This is a genomic window from Rhodococcus sp. NPDC060086 (assembly GCF_042730275.1).
Taxonomy (GTDB): domain Bacteria; phylum Actinomycetota; class Actinomycetes; order Mycobacteriales; family Mycobacteriaceae; genus Rhodococcus.
On the sequence record NZ_JBHWWZ010000003.1, the window covers coordinates 1 to 12,448 of the forward strand.

15 protein-coding genes are annotated in these 12,448 nt (G+C 66.3%); 11 read left to right on the plus strand and 4 right to left on the minus strand.

All coding sequences use genetic code 11. The features are described from left to right. Positions 1 to 140: 140 nt before the first annotated feature. A complete protein-coding gene (locus ACFWB0_RS02780; protein ID WP_378489114.1) occupies positions 141 to 518 on the plus strand; it encodes a BlaI/MecI/CopY family transcriptional regulator in 378 nt (125 codons plus the stop codon). After that, positions 515 to 1,456 carry a M56 family metallopeptidase gene (locus ACFWB0_RS02785; RefSeq protein ID WP_378488903.1) on the plus strand — a complete coding sequence of 314 codons (942 nt, stop codon included), beginning with the start codon at positions 515 to 517 and terminating at the stop codon, positions 1,454 to 1,456. The genes ACFWB0_RS02780 and ACFWB0_RS02785 overlap by 4 nt, the downstream gene beginning before the upstream one ends. Here the strand turns inward: ACFWB0_RS02785 and ACFWB0_RS02790 are convergent. Beyond that, a complete protein-coding gene (locus tag ACFWB0_RS02790; protein ID WP_378488904.1) occupies positions 1,446 to 1,946 on the minus strand; it encodes a hypothetical protein in 501 nt (166 codons plus the stop codon). The two genes, ACFWB0_RS02785 and ACFWB0_RS02790, sit on opposite strands and share 11 nt — an antisense overlap. Before the next feature lie 123 nt (positions 1,947 to 2,069). On the opposite strand from ACFWB0_RS02790, the gene ACFWB0_RS02795 reads away from it, so the two are divergent. From ACFWB0_RS02795 to ACFWB0_RS02825, 7 genes are all read left to right on the plus strand, one after another. After that, positions 2,070 to 2,780: a DsbA family protein gene (locus tag ACFWB0_RS02795; RefSeq protein WP_378488905.1), complete on the plus strand. Its 711-nt coding sequence runs from the start codon at positions 2,070 to 2,072 to the stop codon at positions 2,778 to 2,780. Next, entirely contained in the window at positions 2,777 to 3,595 is an 819-nt protein-coding gene (locus tag ACFWB0_RS02800; protein WP_378488906.1) for a cytochrome c biogenesis CcdA family protein, read from the plus strand. The genes ACFWB0_RS02795 and ACFWB0_RS02800 overlap by 4 nt, the downstream gene beginning before the upstream one ends. A 103-nt stretch (positions 3,596 to 3,698) precedes the next feature. After that, complete coding sequence (locus ACFWB0_RS02805) at positions 3,699 to 3,842, plus strand: hypothetical protein (RefSeq protein WP_378488907.1); 144 nt, start codon at positions 3,699 to 3,701, stop codon at positions 3,840 to 3,842. A gap of 557 nt (positions 3,843 to 4,399) precedes the next feature. Then, the gene (locus ACFWB0_RS02810) at positions 4,400 to 4,669 is read left to right on the plus strand and encodes a metal-sensitive transcriptional regulator (RefSeq protein WP_378488908.1); all 270 of its coding nucleotides are present in this window, start codon (positions 4,400 to 4,402) and stop codon (positions 4,667 to 4,669) included. Between the two features lie 34 nt (positions 4,670 to 4,703). Further along, on the plus strand, positions 4,704 to 5,117 hold the full coding sequence (locus tag ACFWB0_RS02815; RefSeq protein WP_378488909.1) for a DUF302 domain-containing protein: 414 nt from the start codon (positions 4,704 to 4,706) through the stop codon (positions 5,115 to 5,117). Between the two features lie 306 nt (positions 5,118 to 5,423). Continuing rightward, the gene (locus ACFWB0_RS02820) at positions 5,424 to 5,660 is read left to right on the plus strand and encodes a hypothetical protein (RefSeq protein WP_378489131.1); all 237 of its coding nucleotides are present in this window, start codon (positions 5,424 to 5,426) and stop codon (positions 5,658 to 5,660) included. Beyond that, positions 5,638 to 5,907, plus strand: coding sequence for an ATP-binding protein (locus ACFWB0_RS02825; RefSeq protein WP_378489115.1), 270 nt, complete (start codon positions 5,638 to 5,640; stop codon positions 5,905 to 5,907). The genes ACFWB0_RS02820 and ACFWB0_RS02825 overlap by 23 nt, the downstream gene beginning before the upstream one ends. A gap of 243 nt (positions 5,908 to 6,150) precedes the next feature. Here the strand turns inward: ACFWB0_RS02825 and ACFWB0_RS02830 are convergent, their stop codons facing one another. Genes ACFWB0_RS02830 through ACFWB0_RS02840 form a run of 3 tightly spaced genes read right to left on the minus strand, consistent with a single transcriptional unit; the run spans position 6,151 to position 10,174 of the window. Continuing rightward, on the minus strand, positions 6,151 to 6,672 hold the full coding sequence (locus ACFWB0_RS02830) for a DUF6262 family protein (protein WP_378488910.1): 522 nt from the start codon (positions 6,670 to 6,672) through the stop codon (positions 6,151 to 6,153). 2 nt (positions 6,673 to 6,674) lie between these two features. Beyond that, positions 6,675 to 9,179, minus strand: coding sequence for a tyrosine-type recombinase/integrase (locus tag ACFWB0_RS02835; protein WP_378488911.1), 2,505 nt, complete (start codon positions 9,177 to 9,179; stop codon positions 6,675 to 6,677). Then, positions 9,176 to 10,174: a tyrosine-type recombinase/integrase gene (locus tag ACFWB0_RS02840; protein ID WP_378488912.1), complete on the minus strand. Its 999-nt coding sequence runs from the start codon at positions 10,172 to 10,174 to the stop codon at positions 9,176 to 9,178. The genes ACFWB0_RS02835 and ACFWB0_RS02840 overlap by 4 nt, the downstream gene beginning before the upstream one ends. A 328-nt stretch (positions 10,175 to 10,502) precedes the next feature. On the opposite strand from ACFWB0_RS02840, the gene ACFWB0_RS02845 reads away from it, so the two are divergent. After that, entirely contained in the window at positions 10,503 to 10,733 is a 231-nt protein-coding gene (locus tag ACFWB0_RS02845; RefSeq protein WP_378488913.1) for a hypothetical protein, read from the plus strand. Positions 10,734 to 11,110: 377 nt separating this feature from the next. Beyond that, positions 11,111 to 12,112, plus strand: a complete 1,002-nt coding sequence (locus tag ACFWB0_RS02850) for a hypothetical protein (protein WP_378488914.1) — start codon at positions 11,111 to 11,113, stop codon at positions 12,110 to 12,112. The last annotated feature ends 336 nt before the right edge of the window (positions 12,113 to 12,448 follow it).

Consider the following 12,448-nt stretch of genomic DNA (forward strand, 5'->3'; position numbering starts at 1 on the left):
GGGTCACCGCCACCGACGGGCCGTTCGCGGAGCTGAAGGAGGTGCACCGTCGTCGACGACGGTGCACAGACCGTAGAGTGGAACCCTGCCGGGCCCGCGCCCGGGCGGTGGGAGTGAACGGAAGCGGTGACACGGACTTGATGGGCCTGGGCGACCTGGAATCGGCGATCATGGATGTGCTGTGGCAGAGCGACGAATCCCTTCGCGTGCGCGATGTGCTGTCGCGGCTCGAGCCCGAACGGTCCCTGGCCTATACGACGGTGATGACGGTCCTCGACAATCTGCACACCAAGGACATGGTCAAGCGGAACCGGCTCGGCCGGGGTTACAGCTACCGGGCAACCCGCAGCCGCGAGGAGACCGCCGCGGAGCTTCTCCGTCAGGTGCTCCGAACCTCGGGCAACGCCGAGCAGGTCATGCTGCATTTCGCCAGTTCTGCGACCGAAGACGAATCCCGGATCCTGCGCCGAGCCGCGCGGCGGACCACGAACCGTACCCGTAGGAAACCGCTCTCGTGATCGTTGCCACAGCTCTGTTCGTGGCAGCGCTCGTGCTCGGCTTCGCAGCGCCACGGTGGCTTGCGCGTCTGACTGTCCCCGGTCGGGATCCACGTGGTGCGCTCACCGCATGGATATCGACGCAGGTGCTCTTCGTCGCCGCACTGGCCGGTGGACCACTGGCGGTGGCCACGAAGCCCGGCTTGCAGCTGGACCGGCTGCCCTTGCCCGTGGCGTGTGTACGAACGGCACGGGAGGACGGACTGTTACCGTGGCTGCCCTATCTTGAGACTGGACTGTGGGTCGTCGCCGGGGCAGTCCTGACACGGATACTCGTAGTGGTCTCGCGTTCTTACCGCAGGCATCGTCGCGAGACCGCCGCTCATCTCAACCTTGTCCGCATTCTCGGTGAGAGCCGGGCCGACGCCGACGGCGAAGTGATCTGGCTGCGGGATGCAGCCTGCGCCGCATACAGCATCGGTGGCCGCGACGGCACCGTCGTCGCCACCGAAGGGCTCAAGGCACTAGACCCGACCGCACGCCGAGCAGTACTCGACCACGAATACGCGCACATCCACGGACACCACCACATGCTCGTGGCGATCAGTCGTGCTTTGAGCAGCGCATTGCCTTTCGTTCCGTTGTGCCGGCAGGGCGGGCTGCGGATGCGGGTGCTTGTCGAATTGGCAGCGGATCGCCGGGCCGCGTATTCCTGTGGCCACGAGGCGGTTCGAGACTCGTTGCTCCAGTGCTCCCGGACCCACGAGGCGGCAGTCCGCGACGAAGCATCCGGCGGCTTTCTCGAAGCGCGGCTCCGGTGGCTGGCTCCCGCTCGTCGCTCCGGTCTCCCCCACTGCGTGCTCACCCGGCCTTTCGCGTTGGCTTATTCCGCTTTTCCCGCCTTGATCACTGGAGTTTCCGTCGTCGGGATCGTGACCGCGTCCTGCCTCACGGTGTGATCGCCACGCTCGGAGATTCACAGGAGTTGCCGCAGGGACGTTGGCGCCACCGGTAGAGAACCGCGCCGGCGAGAAGTGCCAGCGAGACGATGGCGAGGATCGGTTGTAGCGGGGCCCACCATCCGAGCGCTCCGGACGCGCCGATCGTGACGAGCACTAGTTTGTTGCAGATCGGACAGCCCACAGCGAACACGGTCAACATCACGCCGGCAGCGGGTGTTGCCGCCCGTGGCCCGTCGGAGCGAGAGTTCTGCACACCGAACCACAAGGCGGTCAGTACCACCGTCGCTCCCAGCACCGGATACTCCCACCACCGCACCGGAATCTCCCGGCCGAACCACGGGTTCGCGAGGATGTCGGTCGGTATGCCGACGAGCAGGACCGTGACCACCCCTGCTGCAGCGGCCCGGAACACCGCCGTGACCCGATCCGGAATCTGCTGTACTGCAGGATGATCGCGCGTGCGCCGATCTACGCGTGGGGTTGTCACATCTGATCCTTGTCGAAGGGAAGGGGCTCGATCTACTAAGCAAGATAGTAGCTCGAGCTACTATCTGGCTTAGTAGATCGGGGTGATCGCCCCACCCCGGGACGACCGACCGTGGAGGAACGCATGACCCCGACGAAGCAATCCGCCCGTTCACGCCGAGACCTGTGGCTACTCGGCGCTCTCGGCGTCGTCGTGGCGGTGCTGTTCGCGTTTCTCGTCGTCGACCGCACTGGCGCAGACGAGACAGTCAAACCTGCATCGACTCCACAGATCGGGCCGGTCGGAGACATGTCCCGACGCATCGACGGTCACCCGTTGGCGATCGGCTCCGTGGACGCTCCCGTAGTGATGGTCGCGTACTCCGACTACCGCTGCCCGTTCTGCGCCAAGTTCAGCCGGGACACCGAACCGGCCTTGATCGACAAGTACGTCGACGAGGGCATTCTGCGCATCGAATGGCGCGACCTTCCGATCTTCGGCGAGCAGTCGATGGCTGCGGCCCGCGCCGGCCGCGCCGCTGCCGCACAAGGGAGGTTCTGGGAGTACGCGACGGCCCTGTATGCAGCCTCTCCCGATCGCGGACATCCCGACCTGACCGCGGAGGCACTGCGCGGTTTCGCGGCGACGGCCGGAGTTCCAGACCTGGGTCGGTTCGACCAGCAGGCCGCCGGCCCGTCCGTGGACCAGGACATCTACGCCGACATGCTCGAGGCGAACACTATTGGCGTATCGAGCACGCCGTCGTTCGTGATCAACGGCACCCCGGTCCTTGGCGCACAACCGATCGGGGTCTTCGAACAGGTCATCGAGGCAGCAGCCGGGTCGGAAGAGTGACCGAGATCGGTCTGCTCGGAGCCCTGCTCGGCGGCGTTCTCTCCCTCCTCAGTCCATGCTCGGCCCTTCTGCTGCCCTCGTTCTTTGCGTATGCCTTCGACGGCATGGGACGCCTGGCGACACGCACCGCACTCTTCTTTGCCGGATTGGCCGCGGTGCTCACGCCCCTGGGAGCCGGACTGGGATTGATCGGTGCGCTCCTGACTCAGCATCGCGCCTGGATCACCCTGGTCAGCGGCATCGTGCTCATCGGCCTCGGCATCATGACCGTTGTCGGCGGAGGTTTCGCGTCGAAATCGGCGCAGCGAGCAGCGAACTCGCTTACCGGCTCCGGCGCCCTGTCGGTGTTCGTGCTCGGAGCCGTGTACGGATTCGCGGGATTCTGCTCCGGCCCCCTGCTCGGGAGCGTGCTGACCATTGCGGTCGCCGGCGGTCACCCACTCCACGGTGCGACGCTGATGGCCGTTTACGCCCTCGGCATGGCACTGCCGTTGTTCGCACTCGCCGTCGTGTGGAAACGGTTCGATCTGCACAAGCGCACCTGGCTGCGAGGACGTCCCGTTGTGCTGGGCCCATTGCGAACTCATACCACCTCGCTGATCTCGGGGCTGCTGTTCGTCGGCATCGGCGTGCTGTTCCTCGTCACCGACGGGACAGCAAATCTGACCAGCCTGATGGGCGTCGACGAGCAGTTCGACCTGCAGGTCGAACTCGGACGATGGGTCGCAGACATGCCTGGTCCCGGGATACTCCTGATCGCCGCGCTCGGCGCGTTCGCTGCTGTCGCAGTCCGCGTGGTTCGGCAACGACGGTAGAGCCGAGATCGGTTCCGTGCCGGTGCGCGAACGACATCGACACTGGGTCGACCGTGCCCGTCCGGGGTACAACTGCCAGAGCATCCCGACGGAAAGGATCGAAATGACGTTTGCGCTCACGCTCGGCTTCGGCGCCGTCATCGGCGTGCTGCTCATCCTGCTCGGTGGAGGGAGATCGAACCCTGCGGTCCCGGCGCGAGTCTTCTGCCTGATCCTGCTCATGGACAGGCCATCTCGATCCCACTGACCGTCGTCGGCGTGGCATCAGCAGTGGGGCGCTGCAGAAAGTGCGCGTCCACCAGGTCGAGTGAGGTCTGGCAGGCATCTTTGCCGCCACCGGCATTCCGGGCCACCTTTGCGGGCAGTGCCGTGGGGTTGCTTCCGGACCGTGCACTGCCGACCGGCCTCGCGGGCCTGATCTCGCGCCTGAGAGGCACGAGCATCGACTGGGCGATCACCGCCGCCTTCGACGGCTCCGTCAGCAGCGCACAGCACGAACTGCGGCCGTCTCGACGGGGTCCCCCGGAGGGAGAGGTCTGGGAGCACTACACATCCGGCTACCGCTCGTCGATCGCCGCATCGATGATGCCGAACGCATCGTCGCTCCCGTCAACAACGAATTCGACTGCGCCCGCGAACTCGGCCTCATCGGCGGAGCCGAAGCCTGCCGGCCGACAGGCTTTGCGTCCGCACGTGTGGGTGCCACACACATCGTCGGCCGAGGCAGGTCCGGTCGCACAATTCACACCCAGGAAAGATACCCCCGGGGGTACACTGGTCGACACAACCAGGAAAGGACGTGCCATGGTCGGCGACGAAGACAGCATCGCTTCGGTACTCAACCGGCTGCGCCGCGCACAGGGGCAGCTCGGCGGAGTGATCACGATGATCGAACAGGGCCGCGATTGCAAAGATGTCGTGACCCAGCTCGCCGCAGTCTCGCGTGCCCTGGACCGCGCCGGATTCAAGATTATAGCGAGCGGTCTACGGGAATGCCTCACCGGAACGGCCCAGGACGGCAAGGAACAAATGGCCGAGAGCGAGCTCGAGAAGCTCTTCCTCGCTCTCGCTTGACCCCCACCCCCTCCGCAGAGAAAGCAGGACACTCATGACACTCGCACTCTCGACCACCCTGCGCACTTCGTTCGCCGACGCAATCGAGCGCACCCGCAAAGCACTGTCGGAACAGGGATTCGGCGTTCTAACCGAGATCGACATGAAGGCCACCCTGAAAGCGAAGCTCGGCGAGGACATGGAGGACTACGTCATCCTCGGCGCCTGCAATCCGCCACTGGCACATCGCGCGGTGACCGTGGACCGGCAGATCGGACTCCTGCTCCCCTGCAACGTCGTGGTCCGCACCGATCCCGAGTCCCCCGGAACGGTGGTGGTCGACGCGATGAACCCGCAGATGATGGTTCAGGTCGCCGATCGGCCGGGACTCGCGGAGGTCGCCGACGACGCAACCACCGCGTTGCAGGCCGCCATCGACTCCCTGAAAGCAGATACAGCACAGAACTGATGCCCTCGACACTTCGGTGGGACGATCCATGGTGCCGGTTTGTGCACCAGACGCAGCAGGTCGACCCGGTTCGTGAACCGTCGCGACCACGCCCGTTCACGGCATGATCCGCGGCGCGGACCGTCCTGGCCGGATCACCATCCTGGCGAACAAATCCTGGCCCCGAACCAACGGTTCGAGTCGGGACACAAGGCGGGCGCGGCGGCGGAAGGTGAGGCGCCCACCACGCCGATCGACTGTCCCACCCGACGGCGATCGTGATCGCGCAGACTGCAGCCGAGTACGGGAGCTGCGCCGCCTCCCGTCGTGACCGACGCGCTGATGTTGACCCGCGACAACATCGCCGACGTCATCGACGCCAAGGCGATGATGTGCGTGCACGGCGATGCCGGGGTGGGAAAGACGTTCTCGGTCAACGCCTCACTGCGCGAACTCGCTGCGGACACGGTATGCCGGGTGCAGTTCCGGGCGCGGCCCCTTCGATGCGCTCGGTGTCGCCGGGGTACCGCCACTGCGGCCCATCGAGTTCGACCAGACACTTAAAAGCGTGCTGGCCGAACGGTTCCGGGTGCTGGTCTGCGATGAGGCGCAGTGGATGTCGCGGGAGTGTTTCGAGTACTGGCGGCATCTGTGGGACGACCGGCGCACCGACATCGCGATCGTATTCGTCGGTGGCGGGGACTGCTACCACGTGCTCTCCCGGGAGCCGATGCTTCTCTGGGGGAAACCCGGAAGGAATGTCGGATCTGAAGACGTTTGTGCAGCTCAGAGGCTCTCGGGCAAACTGTAACAGATCACGACAGGTGTGGTGCACGAACTGGTGTGTGCGGTGTCGGTGTGGCATCACTGGCGGGTGCCCGAGAGCGGCCGGGAAGGCCCGGGCTGCAGGATGCCCGCAGCGCCGGGAATCCAGCGGACCCGATGACCATCGGGGAGAATCCTTGTTGCACGTCGACCTTCGCCGACCACGTGGTGCGACGCGGATGTCCGACTTCTGCTGGGACCCGCGCGGGAACACCCACCAGCTTCCTTGTCAGTGCGGTTTGTTCATTCTGGCGATCAGTTCCCGGTTCGTGGCCCGGGCTGCGTCGAGCTCCTGATCGCGTTCTTCCAGCTGAGCGCGCAGCTCGACGATCTGCTGTTCCAGGGCCACGATCTGCCGCTGCACCTGGTCGACCGCGACCGGGGGTCCGAGTCCGGACTCACGCCAGGCGTCGTGGCCCAGCAGCTCGGACAGTCGTTTCTCGAGCTGCTTGTTGCGTCCGGCCAGGCGCGCGATGCGGGCCTGGGCGTTGGCCACGTCGGCCCGCAGCGACGCCATCGTCACCGACGCCGCGGTCCCGTCGGGCGGCGGCGGGCTGGTTTGGGCGGTGTGGATCTGGGCGAGCAGGTCCGGATGCCGATAGAGAAAGCTGCGGTCGACCCCTGCGGCGCGAGCGATCGCTGAGACGCTGATCTCGCGGCCGTCCTCGTGAGCGGTGTTCAGTGCCTCGGTCACTCGCTTCCGTCGTCGTGCGGAGTCGGCTTTCCGGCCTTGGATCATGGTGTTGGTCATGCTCAGTCAGTCCTGTCCGGGCGAACATCGGGAAGAGACTGTCGGACCCGCGGTAACCCGAGCCCGACGACGGTGTTGCGGGCGCGGCGCACAACACTGACAGCTTCGGTGATCTGGGCGCGGTCCTCGGCGGACAGCTCATCGACATCGTCCTTGATGCCGGAGAGCAGGCGACGGATGCGGGTGATTTCCTCGTCCGACGGCATGGCCTCGGCCTTGGCCCAGTCATCGGCGGCGAACGCGGCGTGCAGCCGTTCCCGGCTGCGCAGCAGATCGGCCAGATATGCCTCCAGGTCCGGCAGGTAGGACACGTCCGTGGAGAAATGCGCGCAACCGACGCAACGGAACCGGACCGGGCACTCGCCGCCGCCGGCGGTGACGTTGCCGGGTTCGCTGCAGGTGCCGTAGGGAACGGCGACCTCGCCGACGGCGCGGCGCAGGTGCTCGGAGTCCAGTAGTGCCCTGGCGTCGCGCCAGAGGCGGTTGCCGTGCCGGTCGAACTGCATCGTGGTGACTCGGTCGACGGCATCCCTGCGGCGTTTGTCCCCGACGCGGTAATAGCCCTGAGTGGTGGTCATCTGGCGATGGGACATCAGTTCCATCAGGACATCGACTGCGACGCCGGCGTCAGCGTGACGCTGGGCGAAAGAATGCCGGTACACATAGGGAAAGATCTTCTTCTTGTCGAACGGCAGCATCCTGTTGGTCGGCTTGCCCTCGACGTGGTCGGTGCTGGGTACCAGGATGTCCGGGAGAGCATCGACCCATTCGCGATGCCGGGTGGAGATGGTGTCGCCGGTCAGCGGTTTCCCGCCGTGCGGGTTCTTGATCGGTGAGGGCAGCAGCTTCAGCCGATCCATCGGCTCGGTCGGGTAGCGATGCCGGACTCGTTGCTGCTGGCCTTCGATCAACTCGGCCGTGGTTTCGTGGATGGGAAGGCGGCGTCCCAGGCGGTGGGATTTGACGTTGTCATAGACGAGGACCGGTCTTCCTTGCTCGTCTCGTTCGAGACAATCGAGTGCGAGCCGGCAGATTTCGTCGGGCCGGCGCCCCGTGTCGATCAACAACTCGACGCCGACCCGGGTTTCTCGGTTGGCCATCGCCTCGAGCAGGTCCAAGTGTTGGCAGAGGTGTCGCATGACCTCGACCGGCAGATCCTTGCCGGCCTCGGTGTCCTCGGGGTCATCGGGAAAGTCGTGGACGGTGACCGCGAAGTCGTCGGGAAGCCTGTGCAGTGGTTGATCGGGGCGGGTCAAGCCGAGTGTGCGCATCCGCTCCAGGATTCGGCGCAGATTCCGCACCGTGTTCAGTCGCTGGTAGGCGCTGATGGTCCCCTCCCTCTGCAAGAACGCCAGCCGGTTCAGACAGTCCGTGATGTCGGTTCGGCTCAGGACCGATGGATCGGCACCGTGGTCCTGGCGTTGCAGGTGCAAGCTCTCCGACAACTGCACCAGGCTGTTGATCTTGGCCTGGCAGGTGCCCGCGACACCGGATCCGCGGCGACGCGGCAGATCGTCGAGGGCCCAGGCTTTCGCCGCCTCGCGAAGCCATCGTTGCGCGAGACCTGTGAAGCGCACTGTTCCCCCTGAGCAACCGAAAATGACTGCGTCCCACTCGTTTTTGAGTCTTTCTGTGTGCGGGTGACTGCGGTGACGATGCAAGGCCAGCAGCGTTGCTCGGAGCACCTTTGCTGCGCCCTCCCCTACCGCCGTCGGGTCCAGTTCTTCGAGACTTCCGCATTCCAGCCGTCGCGCGGCATCGCCGATGCTGCGGAGCGTGGAGGCAGTGGTCTTCACGCCCTGGGCGATCCGGTGCTGCAGGCCGAACAGCAACTCGGCGATCATTCGATCGGGCAGGCCGCGCACACTGATCTCGCCATCGGCGGCGATCCCGCCCTGGGTCCGACGCCAGTGCTGCTCGTCCCATTCGCCGGTGCGGATCTTGCCCTGCTTCCGCAGTGCGCGTATGCGCTGCATGTGCAGGTGGCAATACGGGCCTGTGCCGGTCCTGTCCCGCGTGCACGCTGCAACCTCACAGGGGCCGAACGACGGCAGTCCGACGACCTGGGGATGGTGCAGAAACTCCGCCAACGGCAGCTGGAGGACGAATCGTTGCTGATAGTGGTGCGTGTCGCAGACTGCGGCTGTCGCGGTCTTCCACGGACGCCGGCAGCCGGCAACAGAACACGGCTGCACCCGCAGTCGACGAACCTGCGCTCGTTCGACGGCACTGAACCCCTCGGGTGGTGGTTGGCCTGCCGCCATCCAGCGCTGGTGACACATGCTGCAGAAACCATGGCGGCTCATACCCCTCTGATCGCAGTTCACTACTGCGCAACCCCGCCAGCCCAGAACCGGGTGGTGTTGCGGAAATCTGAGCACTCGGCGTTCGTCGGACCAGTTCACCAGCTCGAGTAGCTCCGGCGAGAGCGCAGCCCACAACTCTGCGGTGATCTCATCGGTGTCGTCGCGGACCGCAGCGGCAGCGATCACGTTGCGCGCGGTCACCGGAGTCCCTCGAGCAGTCCCCGGGCAGACGGCACCCGCTCGACCGCGGCGCGTAATCGGTCCGACGAGGGATGCAGGTACGGTTGGGCGGATGTGGGGCTCGCGTGCCCCAACAGCATCTGGATCTCATCGAGCATCGCCCCGGAATCGGCGAGGTTGCTGGCGAAGCCATGCCGCCCTTGATGCGGCGAAATCGACCGAGGCAACCCTGCTCGCCGGCTGAGTGCCTCGAACAGTTCGTTCAGCGCATCCGGTGGCATGGGTGCGCCCAGGGGCTCGCGGAACAAGTTGACCAGAAGAAAGTCGCAGTCTGCGGCCGCGGACAGTGCGTCGCGTTCGATCAGGTAGAGGTCGATCGCCCGGACGGTGAGGAAGTCCAGCGGAACCGCCCGGTTGTGGCGCGATTTCGCCCAGGCGCCGTTGGGGTTGTCTCGGCGGATCACGTGCAGGTGCGCGCCCTGGAGCCGGCAGTCGTGGACTGTGTTGTCCGGCAGCAGGTGCAGATCGCTGCGGCGCAGGCCAACGGCTTCACCGCGGCGCAGACCGGCGCGCGACAGCATCAGCACGATCAGCCGGTCCCTGGCTGAGTGGCAGACCCGGAACAACGCGACGATCTCGGCGTCGCTGGCGCGGTCCACCCTGGTCTCGGGCTCATGCAGGCTGTGGCGAGCGCGCAGCCGATACCGCAGCCGACTCGCCTCGCCCTGAGCCACCGTCGGCAGGTCTCGGGTGTCACCGATCTCGAAGAGCTGATCCATCACTTCGCCCGGTGCCTCCCTGGCCGTCACCGCGAACACCAAAAAGCCGCGTGTCGCCACGAGAATCTTGTTGATCCGCGACTCCGTGCGGACCGGTGCGGCCCCGGGCCCCATCACCACCCACCCACCACCGCGGGCCGGAGTGTATTTCAGCCACACCATGAACAAGCCGAACTCCTGTGCTGCAGTGCGCCATTCCCGATTCGTGCTCGCGCACCAGCGCAGGTAGAGCGACACACTCTCGGCGTAGGCCTTCGTTGTCGACTCGGCCCGATCCCGCCCGAACCGCAGCTCTCTCAAGTACCGGTCGGCAACCGGCTCCACCTCATAGTTCTCATCGATCACCGTCCAGTACCGGCCACCCGACGGCATCCTCACCAAAAATGCTCGCACCACCACTCCGTTCTCCGTTCTCGATCGTTACGGAGCCACAGAGCTACACGCCCCAGAGAACCGACGCAAAACCCCTCCGGAGTGTCAGCGACACGACATCACGCCACGGGTCCAGTTCCCCCAGAGAACGATGCTCTCGAGCCGGGTGTACGTGTGGCAGGAATTCCGTCGGATGACCCCGGAACAGATACTCCGGGTGATTCCGGCGTTCCACCCGGTGTGGGAGCACATCGATCCGGACGTCCTCTCCTTCGCCGATGCGCACGCCGGGCACGGCAACTTCCGGTCCTGGGCCAAGCTCACCGCGCACACCGTCCGTGCACTGCAGCGCCTCGACCGCGACTGTGTCGACCGCGAGGTGCTCGGCTCGGTGTTCGCGAAGATGGCCGGCCGCAGCGGGTGACGCGACGTCCCCGCCCACTGGTGCCCACGCCGCCGCTCTCACCCCGGTCACCGTGCTGCTCGACCGGGACGACGACGCACACCTGACCCACACCCTGCTGCGGGCCCACGACCCTGCGTCCGCGGTGGTGACCCTGCACCCCACCCCCGGGATGTCGACCGCGGTCATGCTGGCCCACGACCTGCTGCTCGCGCTGGGGCACTCGCTCGACCGAGCGGGGGCAGCAGGAGCGACCGGCCCGGACTCGGCGTGGCGGGCGGTGACCGCATGGGTCCACGGCGACGGCATCCGGCACCTGATCGTGCTGCGCGCCCACCGACTGTCGACCGCTCAGCACACCCGGCTGCTTCGGCTACGCCACGACCGGGCTGCACCTCGTGCTCGTCTGGCACTGCCGCGACCCGCTCACCTCCCGCCTCGAGATGCCGGCCGGGGTGCGCCACCACATCACCGACGACCTGACCGCCGTCACAGACCGTCTCGCTCCCCCGCGACGCGACACCCGCCCGCCGACGGACACGACGGAACTGCCCGCAGTGCCCGACAGCGACTGCGCTACTTTCCTCCTCGACGCGGCCGCCGTACTCTCGCGCGCCGACTACACCCGCTTCGCCGCCATCTACCATCACGCTGCCGAGACGACCGGCAGGCGGTTGACCACCTGCGGCCGGTCCCCCGATCTGGCGCAGCGGATGCTCGCCTACCTGCCCGCGCAGCGCTCCCACCTACGCACCCTCTACGGCACGATCCCGCACGGTCGGGCCCGCCGTTGGCATGCCACCGTCGGCCTCTGCCGACTCCTCGGTGATCTCGTGGCCGACAGTCCCGGCCGCACCCACACCCTCATCCGGCTCCGCGGTGCCCGGGCTGCGTTCGAACGGCACGGTCTGACGCTGACGTTGCCGCCGAACCTGAACCACATGGTCGGGGTGGGCCTGAGCACCACCCCGATCACTGAGCAGGTCATCGCCCGGATCCGGGCCCACGTCGCGAACCCGGCGCACGCCGCCGCGCTGGCCACCGTGTTGTTCACCGGCGCCGCCTATCGGGAGCTGACGTTTCTTCAGCGGTGCGCCGTCACCGGGGACACGATCATCTTCACCGGTACCCGCGGTGCCGGTCACCCGGCCGACCTGGGTGTGTGGGTGATCCCACCACCGGCGAGACCGTTGCTGCACGCCGCCGTCGTCTTCCAAGAAACACGCACCGGACCCGCTGATCGGTTGTTCGCCGAGGCGATCGGCAGGGACGGCGGACTGCACCGCACCGCCCGCATGTGCGGGCTGATGCTGCCGGCCCTGCACCCGTGGCGCGACGGCTGGCTCCACAGCACCGCCGTCCTCAACCTTCCCGGGATGTTCCCCGACGCCGTGTGCTGATCCCGCCCGTCCAGCCTGGTCGGACCGGGCCCCTACCAACATCGAGTGGAAGCCCACTACCACGGAGGGAAACCCCAGCTCACCGCACTGACATCCCCGGGACGGACTCTCTCCGCGGCCACTGACATTCTCGTGACGAGAGCCACTGACATGCACTGACGAAACCGCAGGTCGCACCACTGAAATTTTCGTGCAGAGTCTCAGGGAAGTCTCACGTCGCCCTTCGAGTGGCATAGAAACCAAGAAATAGGATAAATCGGGCGCTTTTTCGTGACCTGGGGGTTTGTCACTCCTGGTATGCGCGGCGTGACCGACGAAAATTGTCATTATCGCACC

Excerpts from the sequence above, each read along its gene's own strand:
- ACFWB0_RS02780 (WP_378489114.1), top strand. The coding sequence starts at position 141 with ATGGGCCTGGGCGACCTGGAATCGGCGATCATGGATGTGCTGTGGCAG.
- ACFWB0_RS02795 (WP_378488905.1), top strand. The coding sequence starts at position 2,070 with ATGACCCCGACGAAGCAATCCGCCCGTTCACGCCGAGACCTGTGGCTA.
- ACFWB0_RS02805 (WP_378488907.1), top strand. The coding sequence starts at position 3,699 with ATGACGTTTGCGCTCACGCTCGGCTTCGGCGCCGTCATCGGCGTGCTG.
- ACFWB0_RS02810 (WP_378488908.1), top strand. The coding sequence starts at position 4,400 with ATGGTCGGCGACGAAGACAGCATCGCTTCGGTACTCAACCGGCTGCGC.
- ACFWB0_RS02815 (WP_378488909.1), top strand. The coding sequence starts at position 4,704 with ATGACACTCGCACTCTCGACCACCCTGCGCACTTCGTTCGCCGACGCA.
- ACFWB0_RS02830 (WP_378488910.1), bottom strand. The coding sequence starts at position 6,672 with ATGACCAACACCATGATCCAAGGCCGGAAAGCCGACTCCGCACGACGA.
- ACFWB0_RS02845 (WP_378488913.1), top strand. The coding sequence starts at position 10,503 with ATGACCCCGGAACAGATACTCCGGGTGATTCCGGCGTTCCACCCGGTG.